General features: G+C 69.1%; 18 protein-coding genes. 8 read left to right on the top strand and 10 right to left on the bottom strand.

Going from position 1 to position 21577, the window contains the following annotated elements; genetic code table 11:
- Positions 1-247: 247 nt before the first annotated feature.
- From BKN37_RS06445 to BKN37_RS06425, 5 genes are all read right to left on the bottom strand, one after another.
- Positions 248-1729, bottom strand: coding sequence for a neutral zinc metallopeptidase (locus tag BKN37_RS06445; RefSeq protein ID WP_071023500.1), 1482 nt, complete (start codon positions 1727-1729; stop codon positions 248-250).
- 96 nt (positions 1730-1825) lie between these two features.
- On the bottom strand, positions 1826-2386 hold the full coding sequence (locus tag BKN37_RS06440; RefSeq protein WP_071023498.1) for a class I SAM-dependent methyltransferase: 561 nt from the start codon (positions 2384-2386) through the stop codon (positions 1826-1828).
- Positions 2355-3215, bottom strand: coding sequence for a formate dehydrogenase accessory sulfurtransferase FdhD (gene fdhD, locus BKN37_RS06435; RefSeq protein ID WP_071023495.1), 861 nt, complete (start codon positions 3213-3215; stop codon positions 2355-2357). The genes BKN37_RS06440 and fdhD overlap by 32 nt, the downstream gene beginning before the upstream one ends.
- Complete coding sequence (locus BKN37_RS06430; protein ID WP_423212767.1) at positions 3215-5518, bottom strand: FdhF/YdeP family oxidoreductase; 2304 nt, start codon at positions 5516-5518, stop codon at positions 3215-3217. Before BKN37_RS06430 ends, fdhD begins: the two co-directional genes overlap by 1 nt.
- Before the next feature lie 563 nt (positions 5519-6081).
- Positions 6082-8433, bottom strand: coding sequence for a Tex family protein (locus BKN37_RS06425; RefSeq protein ID WP_071023490.1), 2352 nt, complete (start codon positions 8431-8433; stop codon positions 6082-6084).
- A gap of 100 nt (positions 8434-8533) precedes the next feature.
- Between BKN37_RS06425 and BKN37_RS06420 the strand changes: the two genes are divergently transcribed.
- Complete coding sequence (locus BKN37_RS06420; protein WP_071023488.1) at positions 8534-10228, top strand: patatin-like phospholipase family protein; 1695 nt, start codon at positions 8534-8536, stop codon at positions 10226-10228.
- A 17-nt stretch (positions 10229-10245) separates the two neighbouring features.
- Here BKN37_RS06420 and BKN37_RS06415 read toward each other — a convergent pair whose 3' ends face one another.
- On the bottom strand, positions 10246-11184 hold the full coding sequence (locus BKN37_RS06415; RefSeq protein ID WP_095407008.1) for a DMT family transporter: 939 nt from the start codon (positions 11182-11184) through the stop codon (positions 10246-10248).
- A 28-nt stretch (positions 11185-11212) separates the two neighbouring features.
- Complete coding sequence (locus BKN37_RS06410; protein ID WP_071023486.1) at positions 11213-12082, bottom strand: oxidoreductase; 870 nt, start codon at positions 12080-12082, stop codon at positions 11213-11215.
- A 139-nt stretch (positions 12083-12221) separates the two neighbouring features.
- Between BKN37_RS06410 and BKN37_RS06405 the strand changes: the two genes are divergently transcribed.
- The gene (locus BKN37_RS06405; protein ID WP_071023483.1) at positions 12222-13220 is read left to right on the top strand and encodes a diacylglycerol/lipid kinase family protein; all 999 of its coding nucleotides are present in this window, start codon (positions 12222-12224) and stop codon (positions 13218-13220) included.
- Positions 13221-13234: 14 nt separating this feature from the next.
- Here BKN37_RS06405 and BKN37_RS06400 read toward each other — a convergent pair whose 3' ends face one another.
- Positions 13235-13516, bottom strand: a complete 282-nt coding sequence (locus BKN37_RS06400) for a hypothetical protein (protein ID WP_071023481.1) — start codon at positions 13514-13516, stop codon at positions 13235-13237.
- A gap of 694 nt (positions 13517-14210) precedes the next feature.
- On the opposite strand from BKN37_RS06400, the gene BKN37_RS06395 reads away from it, so the two are divergent.
- From BKN37_RS06395 to BKN37_RS06380, 4 genes are read left to right on the top strand one after another with little or no spacing between them, the layout of a single operon-like run.
- Positions 14211-17447 (top strand): fatty acyl-AMP ligase, encoded by a 3237-nt coding sequence (locus BKN37_RS06395; protein WP_071023508.1) that lies wholly within the window; start codon positions 14211-14213, stop codon positions 17445-17447.
- A 47-nt stretch (positions 17448-17494) separates the two neighbouring features.
- Positions 17495-18403, top strand: coding sequence for a metal-dependent hydrolase (locus tag BKN37_RS06390; RefSeq protein ID WP_071023479.1), 909 nt, complete (start codon positions 17495-17497; stop codon positions 18401-18403).
- A 6-nt stretch (positions 18404-18409) separates the two neighbouring features.
- Positions 18410-19315 (top strand): alpha/beta fold hydrolase, encoded by a 906-nt coding sequence (locus BKN37_RS06385; RefSeq protein WP_071023477.1) that lies wholly within the window; start codon positions 18410-18412, stop codon positions 19313-19315.
- A 22-nt stretch (positions 19316-19337) separates the two neighbouring features.
- Positions 19338-20402: a PDR/VanB family oxidoreductase gene (locus BKN37_RS06380; protein WP_071023475.1), complete on the top strand. Its 1065-nt coding sequence runs from the start codon at positions 19338-19340 to the stop codon at positions 20400-20402.
- 20 nt (positions 20403-20422) lie between these two features.
- Here BKN37_RS06380 and BKN37_RS06375 read toward each other — a convergent pair whose 3' ends face one another.
- Together BKN37_RS06375 and BKN37_RS06370 are read right to left on the bottom strand one after the other, a co-directional pair.
- A complete protein-coding gene (locus BKN37_RS06375) occupies positions 20423-20710 on the bottom strand; it encodes a hypothetical protein (RefSeq protein WP_071023472.1) in 288 nt (95 codons plus the stop codon).
- A 59-nt stretch (positions 20711-20769) separates the two neighbouring features.
- Entirely contained in the window at positions 20770-21066 is a 297-nt protein-coding gene (locus tag BKN37_RS06370) for a TetR/AcrR family transcriptional regulator (protein ID WP_071023469.1), read from the bottom strand.
- Between BKN37_RS06370 and BKN37_RS30360 the strand changes: the two genes are divergently transcribed.
- Positions 21022-21198, top strand: a complete 177-nt coding sequence (locus BKN37_RS30360) for a CocE/NonD family hydrolase C-terminal non-catalytic domain-containing protein (RefSeq protein ID WP_423212766.1) — start codon at positions 21022-21024, stop codon at positions 21196-21198. The two genes, BKN37_RS06370 and BKN37_RS30360, sit on opposite strands and share 45 nt — an antisense overlap.
- A gap of 8 nt (positions 21199-21206) precedes the next feature.
- Complete coding sequence (locus BKN37_RS06365; RefSeq protein ID WP_071023465.1) at positions 21207-21542, top strand: antibiotic biosynthesis monooxygenase family protein; 336 nt, start codon at positions 21207-21209, stop codon at positions 21540-21542.
- Positions 21543-21577 lie beyond the last annotated feature (35 nt).

The raw sequence follows: 21577 nt of genomic DNA, 5'->3' as shown, positions 1-21577 counted from the left end.
GATTTGGGCGTGCGCGGCACCGATCACCGCCGCCGCGCACGCCGAAATCCGCCGCCGCGGACCCCCGCCACCTCGCCCCATTTGCCACCCTCGTCTCAGGCTTCGCCCAGCGGCCCGGGCGCCGCAACCAGCGGATCAAGAATACTGTCCCATCACCACCGCTTTCGGCGGCAATTTCCGACACGAGCGCCGCGTCCGCCCGATCGCTGCTAGGTTTGCCGATGCGGTGCGGCCGCCGTGCCAGGCCTCACGGGAAGCGTTGGAAGCACCGGTCCGTGTCGCCGTCGAGCAGGCCGGAGCGGAACGCCAGGATCCGGGTGAAGCCGGCGGGCACGGTGTTGCCGTTGACGTCGCTGGCGACCAGGCCGTTGGCCAGGATTCCGGAGACGGCCTCATCGAGGTCGCCGGCGGACAGAATCAGGCCCTTGCCCTCGGCGATACCGCTCGGGTCGGCCATCCCGCGCTGCCCCACCCCGGTCAGACACGCGGTGCGCAGACCCGCCATCGCCGACGTGAGCCCCACGCCGCGTTCGCGCTGCAGCGCCAGCGCATAGCGCGACATGACCACCGAGAAGGCGGAGTCGTCGCCTTGCAGCATGACCTTGTTGGCCTCGTTGGCGGACTGGCCCATCTCCTGCAGGGCGGGCAGGTCGATGTTGATGGTGTTGGTGGCCGGGCAGTACGAGGCGGGTGGGCTGGGTTCGGCGTCGGCGCACTTCCCGGCGTCGTAGGACAGCGTGGGCGGCTCCTTGGGCGCGAAGATCCGGTTCATCACGTCCATCAGCGTCGACAGGTTGTCCTTGTCGATGGGGACTTCCCCGGTCTCCACCCGGCCGGTGGATTCCACCCGCAGCGACATGGGCAGGTCGCCGCGGCGTTGTTCGATTTCCTTGAGGTCGATGGCCGCGCAGGCCGGGGTGCCGGTGTCGAAGCCGATCTGAAATGCGCTGACCCGGTCCAAGGCGGTGCCGTGGCCCTCCTTGATCCCCTCTTCCTCCCCCGGCCGCAGCACGTCGTCGCGGATCTGGATGAGCCCGGCCAGCAGGTGGTTGAGGCCGTCGGTGGTGCTCAGGGTGAAGCGCGGCGACTGGCCCTCGGCCACCCAGCGCATGTACACCCCGGCGAAACAATCCGCCTGCTGCTCGGCGACGATGGTCGGGGTCTTTCGGATGTCGACCAGCTTAGACATGTCCTGCAACGCATGCCCGTACTCGTGCGCCAGCACCCCGGTGACCGAGATGTCGCCGTAGTATTTCTGCCCGGTCGGCAGCAGCACGCCGCGATCCCAGGCGATCAGTTTGCATTTGAAGCTGTAGAAGGCGTTGGGCTCCTTGTAGGTCCGGGTGCCGCAGACCTTGGGACTGGACGGATCGGCCGAATCGTAGGAGATGAGTTTCTCGATCGGGGTGAACGTGGTGCCGTTGAGCCCGTCGTAGTTCTGCTGCCAATAGTCTTGGATGTCGTTGACCGACAGCAGCGCCAGCTTGTCGATCTTCCCATTGTCGGTGTGCTCCACCGTGCCGGTGGGTGCCGGAGCGTTGTCGCGCGGCCCGCTGGGGCCCTCGGTCACCGGCAGCCCCCCGACCCGCGCCGGGTTGTAGAGCATCGAGACCGCCTGCCCGTCGACCACCGACCCGCATCCGGCCAGCACCAGCGCCGCGCAGGCACCGATGATCGCCGCCGTCATCGGTGCTCGGGTCCGGCCCCGCCGGTCGCGACCTTGATCCATCTGCCAACCTCGTCTCGGGCGTCGCCAGGCGGCGTGGTTGCCGCAACCAGCGGAACCAGAATACTGTCCCAGCCCCGCGGTTTTTGGGCGGGAATTTCAGGACGCCGGCAGCGGCGCCCGGGCCAGCAGCCAGGCCTCGCCGCCACCCTCCCCGGCGTCCACCAGCTCCAGGTCGGCGAACGCGGCCGGCAGTTCCCCGGCGCTGGCCCGAAACGGCCCGGCCGCGGCGCCGACTTCGCTGAGCGCGCTGATCGCCAGCAGCCCACCGGGCGCCAGCCGCGCGATAATCGCCCGGTCCAGGCGGCGGTCCCGGAACTTGTGGCACAAGATGATGTCGGCGGGCGGCCCGGGCGGCAGACCACCGTCGAGATCCACCACGTCCAGGCGGCACCGGTCGCCGACTCCGCTGCGCCGGGCCAGCTTTCGCGCCTGATCGATGGCCACCGGCGACACGTCGACGCCGAGGACGTCCAGCCCGCGGCGGGCCAGCCACACGGCGGCCAGCCCTTGTCCGCAGGCGAGCTCCAGGGCGTGTCCCGCGGTGGGGAACAGGTGTTGGTGGGGACGGAAAACCAGGGGTGGGCCGATCAGCGTGACCGGTGCCGCTCCGCGGCCGGCGTATTTGTCATCCCAGCGGATGCGGTCCTGGCGGCTCACCCGCCCACCCTACGAGGCGGTCGGGCCGGGTGTAGACGTTCATCGATTCGCCGCGCAGGAACGCCACCAGGGTCAGCCCGGACTGGCTGGCCAGGTCGACGGCCAACGAGGACGGCGCGGACACCGCGGCCAGCAGCGGCACCCCGGCCATGACGGCCTTCTGGGTCAGCTCGAACGACGCCCGACCGCTGACCAGCAGGGCGGTGCCGGCCAGCGGGATCCGGTGGTGTTCCAGCGCCCACCCGATGACCTTGTCGACGGCGTTGTGCCGGCCGATGTCCTCGCGCACCGCCAGCATGGCGCCGTCGGCGGAAAACAGCGCCGCGCCGTGCAGCCCGCCGGTGCTGGCAAAAACCTTCTGCGCGTCCAGCAGCCGGCCCGGCATCACCGCCAGGGTCTCGGCGGCCAGCCGGAACGGATCATCACCCGGGCAGTACCGGCTGGTCAGCAGCACCGCATCCAGCGAGGCCTTGCCGCACACGCCGCACGACGAGGTGGTGTAGAAGTTCCGGGTGACGTCCACGTCGGGGGCCGGGACGTGGGGCGCCAACGTCACGTCCAGCACGTTGTAGGTGTTGATTCCCGCGTCGGTGGCACCCCGGCAGTACTGGACGGCGACGATGTCGTCGCGGCCGGCGATCACCCCCTCGGTCAGCAGGAAGCCTTGCGCCAGTTCGACATCGGAGCCCGGGGTGCGCATGGTGACGGTGATCGGGGTGCCGTTGACCCGGATCTCCAGCGGCTCCTCGACGGCCAGGGTTTCCGGCCGGGTCACGCTGCGTTCAGCGGTCAGGTGCCGGGCCCGCCGCCGGGCGGTCACCCGCCCCATCAGCGCCGCTCCAGCCGGACGACGATCGCCTTGGACACCGGGGTGTTCGATTTGGCGGCGACGTGGTCCAGCGCGACCAGCGCATTGGTCTCCGGGTAGTAGGCGGCGGCGTTGCCGACCGGGGTCTGGTAGGCCACCACCATGAAGTCGGGAGCGCGGCGCTCCTGGGTGCGGCCGTCGCCGTCGGTGAACTCCGACACCAGGTCCACCCGATCGCCGTCGGTCAACCCGAACCGCGCGATGTCGGCGGGGTTCACGAACACCACCCGGCGCCCGCCCTTGACCCCGCGGTAGCGGTCGTCGAGGCCGTAGATGGTGGTGTTGTACTGGTCGTGGCTGCGCAGGGTCTGCAGCACCAGCCGGCCGGGCGGCACCTTCACCCACTGCAGCGGGTTGGTCGCGAAGTTGGCTTTGCCGCTGACGGTGGGGAATTCGCGGGCGTCCCGCGGTGGGTGCGGCAGCTGAAAGCCGTCGGGGGCACGGACTTTGGTGTTGTAGTCGGCGCAACCGGGCACCACCGCGGCGATCGCATCGCGGATGGTGTCGTAGTCGCCGGCGAAGTCTTCCCACGGCACCGGGTGCTCGGGGCCCAGCAGCGCGCGGGCCAGCCCGCAGACGATCGCCACCTCGCTGCGCACCTGGTCGCCGGGCGGGGTGAGCCGGCCGCGGGACAGGTGCACCATGGACATCGAATCCTCCACGGACACCTGTTGTTTGACGCCGTTTTGGATGTCGCGGTCGGTGCGTCCCAGCGACGGCAAGATCAGCGCGGTGCGGCCGTGTACCAGGTGGCTGCGGTTGAGCTTGGTGGACACCTGCACGGTCAGCGCGCAGGTGCGCAGCGCGGCCTCGGTGACCGCGGTATCCGGTGTGGCCGAGGCGAAGTTGCCGCCCATTCCCAGGAAGACTTTGGCGCGACCGTCGCGCATGGCGCGGATCGCGTCGACGGTGTCCAACCCGTGTTCGCGGGGGGTGACGATGCCGAACCGGGCGTCCAGCGCGGCCAGGAACTCCTCGGGCATCTTCTCCCAGATGCCCATGGTGCGGTCGCCCTGGACGTTGGAATGCCCGCGCACCGGGCACAATCCGGCGCCCGGCTTGCCGATCATCCCGCGCATCAGCAGCAGGTTGGTGACCTCGGCGATCGTCGGCACCGCGTGCCGGTGTTGGGTCAGTCCCATCGCCCAGCAGGCCACCGTGCGCTTCGATTCGGCGAGCATCTTTCCGACCCGCTGCAGCTGGTCCTGCTCGATCCCGGTGGCCTCGTAGACCGTGTCGAAATCGACGGCGCGGGTGCGGGTCTCATATTCGGCGAAGTTGGCGCAGTGCCCGGCGATGAAGTCGCGGTCGACGATGGTGCCGGGCGCGCGGTCGTCGGCCTCCAGCAGCAGCCGGCCCAGGCCGGCGAACAACGCCATGTCGCCGCCGAGCCGGATTTGGACGAACTCGTCGGCGATCGGCACCCCGTGCCCGACCACCCCGTGCACCTTCTGCGGATCCTTGAACCGGATCAGCCCGGCCTCCGGCAGCGGGTTGACCGCGATGATCTTCGCGCCGTTGGCCTTGGCCTTCTCCAGCACCGACAGCATCCGGGGATGGTTGGTGCCCGGGTTCTGCCCGGCGATGATGATCAGATCGGCGTGGGTGAGGTCCTCGACGGTCACCGAGCCCTTACCGACGCCGATCGCGTCGACCAGCGCGGTGCCCGACGATTCGTGGCACATGTTGGAGCAGTCCGGCAGGTTGTTGGTGCCGAAACTGCGCACCAGCAGCTGGTAGCAGAACGCGGCCTCGTTGCTGGTGCGCCCGGAGGTGTAGAACACCGCCTCATGCGGACTGTCCAGGGCGCGCAGGTGCTCGACGATCAGCCGGTTGGCGTCGTCCCATTCGATCGGCCGGTAGTGGTCGTCGCCGGGGCGCAACACCATCGGATGGGTGAGCCGGCCCTGCTGGGACAGCCAGTATTCCGGGCGTTCGGTCAACTCCGCGATCGAGTGGCGGGCGAAGAACTCCGGGGTGACGTGGCGGCGGGTGGCTTCTTCGGCGACGGCCTTGGCGCCGTTCTCGCAGAACTCGGCGACCTTGCGGCCACCGTGTTCCTCGGGCCAGGCGCAGCCGGGGCAGTCGAACCCGTGCCGCTGATTGAGCCGGGTCAGCGACGCCGCGGTCCGCCACGCCCCCATCGACGTCAGCCCGCGCTGCAGCGACACCAGCACCGCTTTGACGCCGGCGGCTTCCCGCTTGGGGCCGGTGGCCAGCACCGCGTGTTCGTCGTAGCTGGCATCGATGTCGCGATGGCTCACCGCTGCCTCCTCACGACGTGTTCCCTGTGGCCACGCGGTCCGCGGCCTTGTCATTGTCCCAAAATGCCGGTGGGCGCCACGAGCGGGTGAGCGTCCAGGCTGCCCGTGCTTTCGCGTTGGCCGCGCTGGCCCGGTGCCGCACCCGGTGCTCGCTCGTCGAGCCTGCGCTGGCGGCACCGAGTCTGCGCTGGCGGCATCGAGCCTGCGGTGAGGGCGTCGAGTCTGCGTTGGCGGCATCGAGCCTGCGTTGAGGGCACCGAGCCTGCGGTGGCGGCACCGAGCCTGCGGTGGCGGCACCGAGCCTGCGGTGGCGGCACCGAGTCTGCGTCCACGGCGCCGACCCTGCGCTCAGGCCCAATATCGGCGCGGAAACACGGCCTCACCGCAGTCTCGAGGGCCTCACCGCAGACTCGATGCCGTGAGCGCAGTCTCGAGGGCCTCACCGCAGACTCGATGCCCTACGCGCAGTCTCGACGCCCTCAACGCAGTCTCGACGACACAGACGCAGACTCGACGCCATGGATACAGCCTCGACGCCACAGACACAGGCTCGAAGCCGGCGGCTATCTCCCGAAACCGGCGTCGCGCAGCGCCTGCGCCATCGACCCGGCGGCCGGCGCCGAGTCTCGGCGATCAGCACCCCGACCGGACCGCGGGTTTCTGCGCTCACCGCGCGGCGGCGGGGCCCCGTCGCGACGCCCGCCACGCTTGCCGGCTTTCCCGGGCTGCGGGGTGTCATTCAGCCGCAGGCTCAGCCCGATCCGCTGGCGTTCCACGTCGACGTCGACGACCTTGACCCGCACCACCTGCCCGGATCGGACCACCTCGTGCGGGTCGGAGACAAACCGGTCGGCCATCGCCGACACGTGCACCAGGCCGTCCTGGTGCACGCCGACGTCGACGAACGCGCCGAACGCGGCGACGTTGGTCACCACCCCTTCCAGCACCATGCCCACCTTGAGGTCGGCCACCTTCTCCACGCCGGCCGCGAAGGTGGCGGTGGTGAACGCCGGGCGCGGATCGCGTCCGGGCTTTTCCAATTCGGCGAGGATGTCGGTCACGGTGGGGATACCGAAGCGGTCGTCGGCGAAGTCGCCGGGTTGCAGCGACCGCAGCAACCGCTCATCGCCGATGAGTTCGGCCAGGGTGATACCGGCGCGGTCCAGGATGCGCCGCACCACCGGGTAGGCCTCTGGGTGCACCCCGGAGGTGTCCAGCGGGTCATCGCCGTCCCGGATCCGCAGGAACCCGGCGCATTGTTCGAACGCCTTGGGTCCCAGCCGGGGCACCTCCAGCAGTGCCCCGCGGTGGCGGAACGGCCCGGTCTTGTCGCGGTGCGCGACGATGGCCTCGGCCAGCGATTGGGTGACCCCCGAGACCCGCGACAGCAGCGGCACCGACGCCGTGTTCAAGTCGACGCCCACCGCGTTCACCGCGTCCTCGACGACGGCGTCCAGGCTGTGCGCCAGCGTGCCGGGCGCCACGTCGTGCTGGTATTGCCCGACACCGATCGACTTCGGCTCGATCTTCACCAGCTCGGCCAGCGGATCCTGCAGCCGGCGGGCAATCGACACCGCACCGCGCAGGGTCACGTCGAGCTCCGGCAATTCGTGGGCCGCGTAGGCCGACGCCGAATACACCGACGCGCCGGCCTCACTCACCACGGCCTTGGCCGGTGCGGCGGCGCCGGCGGCCCGGATATCGGCGATGAGTTCGGCGGCCAGGGCGTCGGTTTCGCGGGACGCCGTCCCGTTACCGATGGCGATCAGCTCCACGCCGTGCCGCGCGACCAGCGCCGCCAGCGTTGCCTTGGCGGTATCCCACTGCTTCTGCGGCTGATGCGGAAAGATCGCGCAGGTGTCGACGACCTTGCCGGTGCCGTCGACCACGGCCACCTTGACCCCGGTGCGGTAGCCCGGGTCCAGGCCCAGCGTGGTGCGGGCACCGGCCGGCGCGGCCAACAGCAGGTCCTTGAGGTTCTTGGCGAACACCGCCACCGCCTCCTCTTCGGCGCGTTGCCGCAGCCGGATGCGGGCGTCGACCGACGCGGAGAACATCAACCGGGTGCGCCACGCCCACCGCACGGTGTCGGCCAGCCACGCCGTGGCGGCGCCGGGCCCGGTCATGTCGATGCCCAGCGACCGGGCGATCATCGCCTGGTAGCCGTCGTCGGCACCGCCGTCGAAGGTCAGCGCCAGCGCCTCCTCCTTCTCCCCGCGCATGACGGCCAGCACCCGGTGCGACGGCATGCTCTCCAGCGATTCGGTGAACTCGAAGTAGTCGCGGAACTTCTGCGCCGCCGCACTTTTCGCCGCCTCCTCCGACCAGGGCGCGGTCCGCAGCGAGCCGTCGGCCCAGAACTTTTCCCGGACCGCGCCGACGAGCTCGGCGTCCTCGGACACCCGTTCGACCAGGATGTGGCGGGCCCCCTCCAGCGCGGCGGCGGTATCGGCGACCGCCTCGCCCAGGAACTGGGCGGCGACCTCCTCGGGAACCACGGTGGGCTCGGCCAGCAGCCGGTCGGCCAACGGCTCCAGACCGGCCTCGCGGGCGATCTGCGCCTTGGTGCGGCGTTTGGGTTTGTAGGGCAGGTAGATGTCCTCGACCCGGGCCTTGGTGTCGGCCGCCAGCAACGCGGTCCGCAACTCGTCGGTGAGCTTGCCCTGCTCCTCGATCGAGGCCAGCACGGTGGCCCGGCGGTCATCGAGTTCGCGCAGGTAGCGCAGCCGTTCCTCCAGGGTCCGCAGCTGGCCGTCGTCGAGGCTGCCGGTGACCTCCTTGCGGTACCGGGCGATGAACGGGACGGTCGCGCCCTCGTCGAGCAGCCGTACGGCGGCCGCGACCTGGGCCTCCCCCACGGCCAGTTCCTCGGCCAGGCGGGCATTTACAGACTTGACGGTTAGGCTCGCTGTCACGCGCAGGGACCCTACCGAATGGGTCTGACCGTACGGAGAATCGCGGAGTTGAGCCCGGCGAGTCTTCGGGTTTTGGCCATCGACACCAGGAAGCAGGCCCATGCAGATCCCGTTCGTCGATGCGGTGTTCCGGGCGTTGGACCGACGCCCGGCCGCGCCGGATCCGGACGTGACCATCGACGAGGTCGACAACCTCGACGAAACCGTCGACGATTTCGCCGACGCCGAACTGCCGTCGACCGACACCGCCCTGCTGCTGCAGAAGATGGAGAACCGGCTGGTTCGGCATCACCTGCGCAACCCGGACGTGCTGAACGGCGAGCAGCTGCGCCGGCTGCGCTACGTGCTCAACTTCGCGCGGCTCGCCGACTTCGAGCCGGGGGCGGCGGGCCCGGGCGGCACCCGCGGGCGCGGCGACGTGTCCGTCGGCGCCGAGATCGCCGGCTGGCGCGCCCGGATCGCCGACGCCTTCGAGGGTCCGCTGCGCGAGGAGCGCGACACGGTGACGGCCCTGCAGGCGGCCCGCGACGTGCTGGCGGGCCTGGCCGGCGACCAGGACGAGCAGCGGCAGCTGCTGGCCGAACACCACCGCAACGACTTCTCGGTCGCCGAACTGGACGCCGAGGTCGGCTACAAAAAGCTGGTCACGGTCCTCGGTGGTGGCGGCGGCGCCGGTTTCGTCTACATCGGCGGCATGCAGCGGCTGCTGGAGGCCGGGCAGGTGCCCGACTACCTGATCGGGTCGTCGTTCGGGTCGATCCTCGGCAGCGTCGTCGCCCGCGCGCTGCCGGTGCCGATCGACGAGTATGTGGCGTGGGCGAAAACGGTGTCCTACCGCGCCATCCTGGGGCCCGAGCAACTGCGCCGCCGGCACGGGCTGACCGGCATGTTTTCGTTGCGCTTCGACGAGTTCGCCGACGCGTTGTTCCGCCGCGAGGACGGCGAACAGATCCGGATGTCGGATCTGGCAATCCCGTTCGAGGCCGTGGTCGCCGGGGTGCGCCGAGGCTCCTTTGCCGCCCTACCGTCGCGGTTTCGCCAGCAGCGACTGGCCGCGCTGCGGTTGCGGTCGATCCCGTACCTGCCGATCGGCATCGGTCCGCAGGTGGCGGCGCGGATGTGGCAGGTGGCGGCGTTCATCGACTCGCGGGTGACCAAGCCGATCGTCATCGGGGACGAGGCGACCCGGGACTTCAACGCCGTTGACGCGGCGTCGTTCTCGTCGTCGATCCCGGGTGTGCTGCACCACGAGACCAAAGACCCCCGGATGGAACCGCTGCTCGACGCCCTGCTGGAGGACAACGACGTCGGCGCCCTGGTCGACGGCGGCGCGGCCAGCAACGTGCCGGTGGAACTGGCGTGGAAGCGGGTCCGCGACGGCAAGCTCGGCACCCGCAACGCCTGCTACTTGGCGTTCGACTGCTTCCACCCGCAATGGGACCCGCGGCACCTGTGGCTGGTCCCGATCACCCAGGCGATCCAGCTGCAGATGGTGCGCAATGCGCCCTACGCCGACCACCTGGTCCGGTTCTCCCCGACGCTGTCGCCGGCGAACCTGGCGCCCTCGGTCGCCACCATCGACCGCGCCTGCCAGTGGGGGCATCGCAGCGTCGATCGGGCGATTCCGGTGACGTCGGCGCTGCTGCAGCCGACGTGGTGGGAAGGCGACCGCCCGCCGGTACCCGGCGCTGCGCCGCTGGTGAAGTCGGTGGCCGCATCGATGAGCACGGTGATGAGCGCGATCCCGCTGCCCACCCAGCGGTTCGCCCGGTGGCGCAACCGCCGGTCGAGCTGAGCGCCCCGCCCGCGACGTCAGTCGGTCACCGGGTGGGTCGACGCCGTCGGCACGTCGGGGCGCTTGACATCGCGGCCCGCACCGGCCGACATGCTGGCGGCCTCGCCGCGCGCCAGGGCCACCGTCGCGACGATCACGACCACCACCATCGCGATCAGCAACGCCCACTCCGGGCCGTCGGCTTCCAACGTCTCCTTGAGCACGGTCGCCCCCAGCGCCACGGCCACCACGGGCTTGGCGACGGTGATCGTCGGCAGCGAGGCGGTCAGGGCGCCGGCGCGGAACGCCGACTGCTGAAAGATCATCCCGGCCGCCCCGGCCAGCACCCAGGCGTACAGCTCGGGGGTAAGCACCAATGCGCCCACCCCCTGGTGCAGCACCTCGACGACGCCCTTGGTCAGCACCGCGAACAGCGCCAGCGACGAGCCGGACACCGCCGCCAGCAGCACCGCCGAGAACGGGCGATCCGCCCAGCGCCGGGCCGCCAGCACACACAACGTCAAGACCGGGCCCAGGATGACGGCCACCACCAGCCAGGCTTGCAAGGAGCCGCGCGATTGGCCGACCGCCGGGTCGGCGGTCTTGATCAGCGCGGCCAGCGCGGCGACCAGCACGACCGCCCAGATCCATTCCCGGCCGGTCACCCGGTGGCCGGTCACTCGGGCATAGATCGGCAGCGCGAACAGCAGCACCGTCACCTGCAGGGCCGTCACCAGCATCACCGAGCCCTTGTCCAGGGCCGCAGCAAGCAGGCAATAGCTGGCGACATCGCCGAGGCCGCCCAGCCACCACCGGAAGTCGCGCACCAACATGCCGAACAGCTGCAGGTGGCCCACCTGCTCGTCGGTGACCTCCTGGGCGGACCGTTGGCGGATGACGCTCCCGATCGCGGCGGCCAGCGCGGCGCACAGCGCGAGGAATCCCGCGATCGTCGGATCCGGGATCGCGATATCCATAATCGACATTGGGGGTCCTCCCGGAGCGTTAGAGCGGAAACTTAGTGGCCGTGAGCTGCTCGGACAGCTCCCACAGCGCGGCGGCGGTGGTGGCCCGTTTGGCCAACGGGGTGCGCCAGGTCGGCTGGGTGCGCCCGTACAGCCCGAATCGCGGGCCGATGAACGTATTGCCTGGCAGCCGCTGCGCCGCCGCGTACAGCGTCTGCCGGGCGCCGAAGTCGGCGTCGGTGGACACCATCCGGTCGACGCCCAACACCGCGGCGTCGACGAACTTGCTGCCGGAGTTGCCTTGCAGGTTGGTGTGCGACCAGCCGGGGTGGGCGGCCAGCGCGCGCAGCGGTGATCCGGCCGCATCCAGGCGCCGCTGCAGTTCCTTGGTGAACAGCAGGTTGGCAAGCTTGGACTGGCTGTAGGACAGCCACGCCGAGTACGGCCGGGACTTCCAGTTCAGGTCGTTGAGGCTGATGTAGCCGAAGTGGTGCATCAGCGAGGACACCGTCACCACCCGGTCGGTGATCTTGGGCAGCAGCAGGTTGGTGAGCGCGAAATGGCCGAGGTGGTTGGTGCCGATCTGGCTCTCGAAACCGTCGACGGTCAGCGCGTACGGCACCGCCATGACCCCGGCGTTGTTGATCAGCACATCAACACTCGCGATGTCGTCGGCGAAGCGCTGCACCGACGCCAGATCCTGCAGGTCCAGGGGGCGCACCTCGACGTCACCGGTCATCCGCTGCGCGGCGGCCTCCCCCTTGGCCACGGTGCGCACCGCCAGGATGACGCGGGCACCGACTCGGGCCAGCTCGCGGGCGGTCACCTCGCCGAGCCCACTGTTGGCGCCGGTGACGATGACGGTGCGGCCGGCAAACGACGGCAGATCGGCTGCGGTCCAATCAGACATGGCAGCCACCCTAATCCGGCGGTGCGGGTGGTTCCGACGGGGATTGGTCGGGAGCGGCGATCCCGGCGGGAAACGACGACCCGGCGAATCGCGGACCGCATTGCTCGTCAACGGGGACGCCGCAGGTATCGTGCGCGGGATGTACCTCGCCGTCATCGTCAACCCGCAAGCCCGCAAGAACCTTGCCGCTCGGGGTGATCGCAGCGCCGCGTTGCGGCGTATCGTCGGCCAGTGGGGCGAGGTGCACGAAACCGCCTCTATCGAGGATCTCCGCGAGACCATCAAGCAGCTCAATCCGCGGGTCACCCACCTGGTAGCCGACGGCGGCGACGGGGCGCTGCACTGGTTGATCAACGAAATCGAGCACTGCGTCCCCGACCAGCAACGCTGGCCGACGTTTGTGCCGACCAACGGTGGCAGCGTCAACGCGGTCGCGCGCAAGGCGCGGATCCGCGGACGGGCCGATGCGATTGTTCGCGCGCTGACGGCCGCGGCCAAGGCGGACCAGCCACCGCCCGACGTGTGCCTCGACACACTGGCCCTCGATGGGCAGACGGCCGACGGCGCGGCATTTCATCGGCTGTGCTTCGGGCTGGCCGCCGGGGGTGTCGGCAACCGGTTCTACGACAAGTACTACTCCAACCCCGATCATGGCCGGTTGGCCGTCGCCCGGGTGATCGGGCGCTCGTTGGCCGACTACCTCGCCAATAAGGTTGCGCCCGGCCGGGTGCACCGGCCCAACTGGGCGGCGCACCTGTTCGCACCGACGCACGCCCGCGTGGTCATCGACGGCCAGGAGGTCCCGACGCGGAGCCACCGGTTGTTGCACGCCGGCGCGATCGACCTGCGGATCGGCGGACCGCTGCGGCTGTTCCCCCGGGCGTCCGAGCCCGGTCTGCTGCACTTTCAGGCCGGCGAGACATCGCCGTCGCGGATCATCGTGCAGCTTCCCACGGCGCTCACCAACGGCAGGATGCGCGGGGAGCGGGTCCGCGACGTCAACGGCCGGGAGATGGTCATCGAGGCCGAGGACGAGCCGCTGTCGCCGATCATCGACGGCGAGCGGTTCGACGGCATCGTCAAGTTGGTGGCCCAAGCCGGGCCGCGGGTCCGCGTCGCGCAGGTAGTCGCCTCGTAACGGTCGGTGGACGCTCAGCGCCGGGTGCGGATGGCGTGGGTGATCTGGGCGGAGAGTTTGGGGTCGGCCAGCAGCTGGTCGATGAGCGCGGCGAGAACCTCCTGGCCGGTCACCCGCGCGAGCCCCAGCCGGTCGGCGGCTTCGCGCTGCCAGTTGTCGAGGGCGCGGTGTTGGGCCAGTGGCAAGTCGACGGTGCGCCGGGTGCGCTGGATCCGCGGCTGTCCGATGACGACGGGTTGGGTCGGCGCGGCGGCGACCGAGGGCCTGGACGGTGTGCGGGACCTGTCGTTGCTCATTTGGTGCGACCTCCCTTCTTCGGCTTGTGTCAGTATATGAGGACATCAGTGACGATGGACGGGACGCGCGTCCCCGGAGCGGGTGGCGTTACGCGATGTCGCTGGACCCCCAGGAGCCCCGGCAGGAATGCCGCGCTTCGCCGGCTGCGGAGTCCCCGATAGCAGCGGCACGTTTCCGTCGGCGCCATCAGCCAAGGTTGCTGTGGAGCCGCGAGCTTGGCTGGTATAGCACCTCAATGCTGCGGTATACATGTTTGCGGATAGGCCGTCATGAGTCCGCCGACGACCTGGCCCTACGCGGTACTATCGGGTGAACTCCAGCCCAACGATCATTGAATGAACAAGCGCGTAGATCCGCACTTCAGTATCGGCGTATCTGCATACTCAGCTACAATTCTGCAGTTCAGACGGCATCTACTGAGATACGCATCGCAGTATCCGCAGAGCTACTCGATTACGTGAATTCGTTAATCCTGGCACCAGGAAACGTAGCGCGCTGCACTGCACAAATACGGAAGTTCTGGAATATATCCGAGTTAGCCTGGGAGATTCTTGTGAATTTAATACACACCGGCCAAAACGATCCAAATGACTTTGCTTGAGGCCGCCTGGCGGCGCTAGTATCTCCTTACCGATTGTGGTGAAGGACGTTGATTCCGGCTAAGGCCGATTGGAAGAGAGGATGGCGCCGACGATGAAGACGCTGATCGACTACCTGCAGACATGGGAAGCGCAGAAGCCCGACCAGACCGTCTTCCGGTTTGTCGACGTCGAGGGCCGCGAGCTCGAGCACTACACCTACCAGAGCTTCGCGGAGCGCACCCGCGAGCTGGCCTCCTACCTGTCCACCGAGGCCGGGCTGCAGCGCGGAGACCGGGCGCTGCTGGTCTACCCGCCGGGGCTGGAGATGGTGGCGGCGTTCTACGCCTGCGCACGCATCGGGGTGATCGCCGTCCCGGTCAGCCCCCCGTTGCCGATGTCGTTCGAGGCGGGCCTGGCCAAGCTCAGCTTCATCGCGCGGGATTCCCAGGCCAAGGCGGTGCTGTCCACCAAACAGCTCGAGTACGACTTCCGGCTGCTGCTCGGCAACCAGCAGGGTGGGCTGCCCTGGGCCGACATCGCGCAGCTGCCGGAGCTGCCCTGGTTCGCCACCGACGCCACGCAGGACTTCGGCGGCACCCGTGTGGCCGACACCCCCGGCGAGGTGCTGTTCCTGCAGTACACCTCCGGCTCCACCAGCGACCCCAAGGGTGTGATCGTCAGCCACGCGAACATCATCGCCAACGCCTCGGCCTTCGACGGCGCGCTGGTGGCGGCCAGCTGGCTGCCGCAGCACCACGACATGGGCTTGATCTCCGCCTACCTGTTCATCATGGTGCTCGGCGGGACCACCCACGGCATGTCGCCGGTGGACTTCCTGCAGCGGCCGTCGTCCTGGCTGCGGCTCATCAGCGAGACGGGTGCCAGTCACGCGCCGTCGCCGAACTTCGGCCTGGAGTACTGCCTGCGGGAGGACAAGCTGCCCGACTCCGAGCTGGCCGGCATCGACCTGAGCAGCCTGGACAGCGTGGTCGTCGGCGCAGAGCCGCTGCGGGACAAGACCTTCACCCGCTTCCGGGAGCGCTTCGCCCCCTACGGCCTGCGGCCCGACGCGGTGACCGGCGCGTTCGGTTTGGCCGAAAACACCCTGGGCGTGTCGCTGTGGGGCCGTCAGACCGTGACGGTGAACAAGCGGGCGCTGGAGCAGAACCTGGTGCGGATCGAAAAGGCCCTGCCCGAGAACAACAACCAGACCCCGCTGGTGAGCTCCGGCAAGCCCATCGCCGGAAACGTGATCCGCATCGTCGAGCCCGACACGCATCGGGACCAGGGCGAGAACCGGATCGGCGAGATCTGGGTGGCCGGCGCGTCCAAGGGCGGCGGCTACTGGCACCGCCCCGAGGCCAGCGCGGAGACGTTCGAAGCCCGCATCGTCGGCGACGACGAGCACACCTACCTGCGCACCGGTGACATCGGCTTCCTGTACGAGGGTGAGCTGTTCGTCTGCGGCCGGACCAAGGACCTGATCATCGTCCGCGGCGTCAACTGCTACCCCTCCGACATCGAAGCCATCGCGGAGCGGTCGGCCCCGCAGATCCGCAACGGCTGCGTCGCCGCCTTCTCCGTCGAGCGCGACGACCAGGAAGCGCTGGTCGTGGTCGCCGAGGTGCGGGACCAGCAGGCACTGCCCGACGGCAAGATGCTGGCACGCGCCATCCGCCGGCACTGCCACATCGATCCGCACACCATCCTGTTCGCGCCGCCGCGCAGCATTCCCAAGACCACGTCGGGCAAGATCCAGCGCGCGCGGACCCGCCAGCTCTGGCTGGACGGCAAGCTGACCGTGCTGGGCAGCTACACCCACCAGGTTCAGGAAGCGCCGGCCATCGCCGTGGGTCCGCTGGAGCGGTTCCGTGACCTCATCGAAAGCTACGACCTGACCGGGACCGAGGACTGCTCGTTCGCCGACCTCGGTATCGACTCGCTGGCGCTGGCCCAGCTGCGCACCGACCTGCAGGCCTTGCTGGAAGAGCACGGCGCCGGCGGGCTGGCCGAGGAGGTCAACACCCGGCTGCTGCAGCGGCTGACGGTCGCCGAGTTCTTCGGCCTGGTGCAGCAGTTCGGCGACGAGTCCGGGCAGGGGCTGGACACACTGCGGCAGGCGCTGGATCAGATTCGCGCCGACTACGACGCGTACGAGACCAACCAGATGCGCGCCGACACCCAACTGCCCCTGCCGGCGCTGCCGCCCGCGCGATCGGGTGCGCCCAGCGACATCCTGCTCACCGGTGCGACCGGGTTCCTCGGGCCGTTCCTGCTGGCCAACCTGTTGGACCAGACGTCCTACCGCATCCACGCGCTGGTTCGCGGCACCGATGCGGCACACGGCCTGGACCGGATCATCGCCGGCCTGCGGCAGGCTCAGATCTGGTCCCCGGCGCGGGAATCCGAGGTCCGGGCGCGGGTGCAGGTGATCTGCGGGGATCTGGCCGAACCGCACCTGGGTCTCGGCGAGGCCGGGTTCCAGCAGCTGGCCGAAAGCGTCGACGCGATCGTCCACAACGGCGCCCTGGTCAACTACATCCGGACCTACGACGCGCTGCGGTCCACCAACGTGGTCGGCACCTGGGAGCTGTTGCGGCTGGCCATGACCGCGCACCGGAAGGCCTTCCACCTGGTCTCCAGCACCTTCATCTACGGCTGGAGCACCATGCCGGTGGTCGGCGAGGACTACGCGAACGAGGAGATGGCCGGCCTGGACTTCGGCTACTCGCAGACCAAGTGGGTCGCCGAGCAGCTGGTGCTGTCCGCCCAGCAGCAAGGGCTCGACGTGCGGATCTACCGGCCGTCGCTGATCTCCCCCACCAGCGCGGGCTTCGGCAGCTCCGACGACATCCTGGTGCGGCTGACCGCGTTCATGATCGAGCACGGGGTGGCCGTCAACGCGCTGAACCAGATCAGCCTGCTGCCAGCGGATCTGATCGCCGAGCACATCGTCGCGCTGATGGACGTGCCGAGTGAGGCCGGCACCGTGTTCAACCTGACCGCCGATGACTACTACAACCTCACCGATGTCACCCGGGTGTTGTCCGAGCGCTACGGCTACCGGTTCGCCTACCATGACATCCCGTCCTTCACCACGGAGGTCAACCACCGCGCCACGCCGGGCGACCCGCTGTACCCGCTGGTCGATTTCCTCACCCGGTCGGCCGGCAAGATCACCGCGATGCGGGACAAGCGCTACGACAACGCCCAGTACCGTCAGGCGCGCGAGCTGGCCAAGGTTCGCACGCACGAGCCGGCGCTGGCCGAGACGATCGACGACCTGGTGCGGTTCCTCCAGCGCGAGCGGCTGATCACCGAGGCTGAAGAGGCGCAACGCAGCGCCTAGCCCGCCCAGCCAGAGCAACGACATTAGGTATTAGCAGGGAGGTCACGATGTTCACCATCGATGATCAGGCAACGGGTCCGCGGGAGGAGTCGCTCGATCACGAGCGACTCGTCCTGCAGGCGCGGGACGTCGAGTTCGATTGGGCGAACCTGCCGATGCACTACGTGCCCAACGAGCCGTTCGCGACCCATTTCTGCAACGTGCTGCACCTGCTGCTGCCGGCCGGCGAGGAGTTCATCGTCGACGTGTTCAAGCAAGCGTTGCCGTTGATCAAGGACGACCAGCTGCGGTTGGATGTGCAGGGCTTCATCGCCCAGGAGGCCATGCACTCGCAGGCGCACGCCGGGGTGGCGGACCACTTGACCGCCAAAGGCATTGACCTTTCCCCGTTCACCGACCAACTCACCTGGCTGTTCGGCCGGGTGGTCGGTGACCGGCCCCGGTGGAGCCGGCGGCGGCAGCGCAGCTGGTTGGCGGAGCGGGTGGCGATCGTCGCCGCCCTGGAGCACTACACCGCAATCTTGGGGGAATGGATCCTCGACACCCCGCAACTGGATGCGCTCGGCACCGACCCGGTGATGCTGGATCTGATCCGCTGGCACGGCGCCGAGGAGGTCGAGCACAAGGCCGTGGCCTTCGACACCATGAAGCATCTGCGCGTCGGCTATTGGCGGCAAGTGCGCACCCAGCTGCTGGTGACGCCGGTGATGGCGTGGTTGTTTGCCCGCGGGGTGCGGTTCATGTACTCGATCGACCCGCTGCTGCCACCCGGGACCAAAGTGCGCTGGCGCGACTACTTCCGCGCCGCGCGCCGGGGTTTGGTGCCCGGGCCGTTCCAGTTCTTGGGGGTCATTAGCGCCTACTACAAGCCGAACTTCCATCCGTCCAAGCTGGGCGGGGTGGGACGCGCGGTGGAGTACCTGGCCAAATCACCTGCCGCGCGCGCGGCGCACTGAGCACCGATGATCACCACACCGGCAACAGCCACCGCCGTCACCGCGCCGGACGGCGTCACCCTGGCCGTACACCGCTACGGCGAGCTCGACCCGGACCGCCCGACCGTGCTGGCGGTGCACGGCTACCCGGATAACCACCACGTGTGGGACGGGGTCGCCGAGCAGCTGGCCGACCGCTACAACGTCGTGGCCTACGACGTGCGGGGGGCCGGTGAATCAGCAACGCCGGCCGACCGGTCGGGGTACCGGTTCGGCCACCTGGTTGCCGATGTCGGTGCGGTGATCGACAGCCTGGGGGTGGGCCAGGTTCACCTGGTGGGCCACGACTGGGGCTCGATCCAGTGCTGGGCGGCGGTCACCGACGACGCGGTAATGGGCAAGATCGCCTCGTTGACCTCGATTTCCGGGCCGCACCTGAACTACGCGGGCAAGTTTCTGCGGTCAGCGCGCACCCCGCGCGCCGTGTTCGACGTCGCCAAACAGATCCTGGCTTCCAGCTACATCTGGTTCTTCTTGTGCCCGCGGGTGCCGGAGCTGGCGATCCGGGCCGGTGCGACGGCGAAAGTCTTTGAAGCGGTGGGTTATATCGGCCGCTCCGGTACCCGCAGGCATCGCCCGGCGGACTACCGATCCGCCCGCGATTACCTCAACGGGCTCAACCTGTACCGCGCCAACATGCCCGCACCGATCTTCGCGCCGCCGGCGCAGCTGCCGCAGACCAGCGTCCCGGTGCAGGTGCTGGTCGCCCGCCAGGACTACTTCGTGTCCCCCGCGTTGCAGCGGTTCACCGGCGCGATCCCGGCCGACGGCCGGGTGGTTCCCATCGAGGGCGGGCACTGGGTGGTGAGCTCGCGTCCCGAGGTCATCGCGGAGCTGACCGGCGAATGGGTCGAGAAGATTCGACAGAGATAGCGAGAGTTTTGTGTCGCAGACGATGTGGAGCAGCAGACCGGCCGACCTGTACGGCCGCCGCAAACGTGACCGGATGTACTCCGCGCTATGGGGCGCGGGTGTGCTGTTCGGCGGCTTCGCGTCGGCGTCACGGTGGACACCGACGCGGGTGGTGCCGGTGCAGCGCACCACCACCGCGGTGGTCACCAAACGCGAACTGCTCACCCCGGACGTGGTGGCGTTGACGCTGGCCGACCCCGATGGTGGCTTGCTGCCGTCCTGGACGCCCGGCGCGCACATCGACGTGCGTCTGTCCTCGGGTCGGCGTCGGCAGTACTCGCTGTGCGGGCCGCCCGGGCGGCGCACCGACTACCGCATCGCGGTGCGCCGGATCGCCGACGGCGGCGGCGGCTCGATCGAGATGCACGACACCTTCGACGTGGGCGACACCCTGGTCTTCGAAGGTCCCCGCAACGCGTTCTATCTCGTCACCGACGAGCAAGAGGTGTTGTTTGTGCTCGGCGGCATCGGTGTGACCCCCATCCTGCCGATGATGCGGGCGGCCCAGCAGCGCGGAATCAATTGGCGCGCCGTGTATGCCGGCCGCAGCCGGGAGTACATGCCGCTGCTGGATGAGGTGCTGGCGGTCGCGCCGGACCGGGTGACGGTGTGGGCCGACGACGAGCGCGGCCGCGTCCCCACCGCCGAGGAGCTGCTGGCCGACGCCGGGCCGGCTACCGCGGTGTACGTGTGCGGCCCCACCGCCATGCTGGAGGCGGTGCGCACCGCACGCGACGAACACGCCGATGCCCCGCTGCACTATGAACGGTTCGGCCCGCCGCCGGTGGTCGACGGTGTGCCCTTCGAGCTGGAGCTGGCGCGCTCGCAGCGGGTGCTGTCCGTGCCGGCCAACCGGTCGGCGCTGGACGTGATGCGCGACCGCGACCAGACGACGCCGTACTCCTGCCAGCAGGGGTTCTGCGGCACCTGCAAGGTCAAGGTGCTGTGCGGGGACGTCGATCGCCGGGGCCGCGCCGCCGAGGGCGACGACGAAATGCTGGTCTGCGTCTCACGGGCCCACGGTGGCCGCGTGGTGATCGACGCCTGATCGGGCTTGGCGCTTAGGGCCTATTCGCCCTCGTCCTCATCGTCTTCGTAGTCCTCGTCGGGTTCGTAGTCGTCGTCGTCTTCGTACTCGTCGTCTTCGGCGTCCAGGCCGAGGTCGAGGGGGTCGGCGCTGTGCGGGTCGACGACGTACTGCTGCCAATAGCCCGGGGCAAAGTGGATCGTGTCCGCGTGGTCCAGGTCGTCGCCGGCCTGGACCCACAGGATCATCCCGTCCTTGAGTCCGTAGCTGAACGCGTTCAGGTAGGCGACACCGCCGTCAGCGGTCTTGATGTGAATGTCGTAAGCCACGAGCGGCAGTCTTCCATGGGGCCAGCTGGCGAGCTGAGTTGCGTTCAGCCAGACCAGTCTCAGGCGTTCTCCCCCGACGTCAGCACGTTTTGCACCGCGGGCGCAAGGAGCGCCACCAGCGTTTCGAGGTCCGCGTTCGCCAAGACCGGGACGCCGACGATTCGCCGTCCCACGACGAGGCCCACCACCATCGACGAGACGAGTCCCGCCCGTAGTGCCGCGTCGTCGGCCGACCGCGCCGCGGCGGCGCCGAGAAGTCGCACCGAGGCGAGATCGTCGACGTCGAGATCGACCTGTTCCCCGTCGGGCTGGTGTTCTACCCCGGCGAGCAGCTCCGGCTGGTCATCAGCGCCCACAACGCGCTGGGGTCGATCATGCCCGGCACCCGGGACTACCTTCCGCAGAACAGCGGCACACACATCATCCACACCGGCGGGGAGCGCGCATCATTTCTGCAGCTGCCGATCAAGACTTCTGAACCACGTTAGGAGCCCCCGTGAACACGTTTACCGTCGACGACATTCCGATCACCGTCATCAACGTCGTCAACATCCCCACCGACCAGATCGACGGCTTCATCACCGCGTGGGAGCACCGCTCCCGTCTGATCAGCTCCGCTGACGGATTCATCTCCGCCGAACTGCACCGAGCCATCGATTCCGAAACCGAATTCCAACTCGTCAACGTCAGCAAGTGGCGCAGTCGAGCCCACTTCGAGGCCGCGACCCAAGAACCCCAGTTCCGACACGAGCTCTACTCCTATGCATCGGCGCCGGGCTCCACCTGGACCGCTCATCGCGGCATCTACCGCACCGCCAGCAAACTCGACTGACCCCGGATGCCGGCGTTCTGACATCCTTACCCCGT

Origin of the sequence: Mycobacterium talmoniae, assembly GCF_001854525.1 — a bacterium.
Taxonomy (GTDB): Bacteria; Actinomycetota; Actinomycetes; order Mycobacteriales; family Mycobacteriaceae; genus Mycobacterium; species Mycobacterium talmoniae.
The sequence above is the reverse complement of the archived record's forward strand: the minus strand, read 5'-3'. Positions and strand labels throughout refer to the sequence as shown.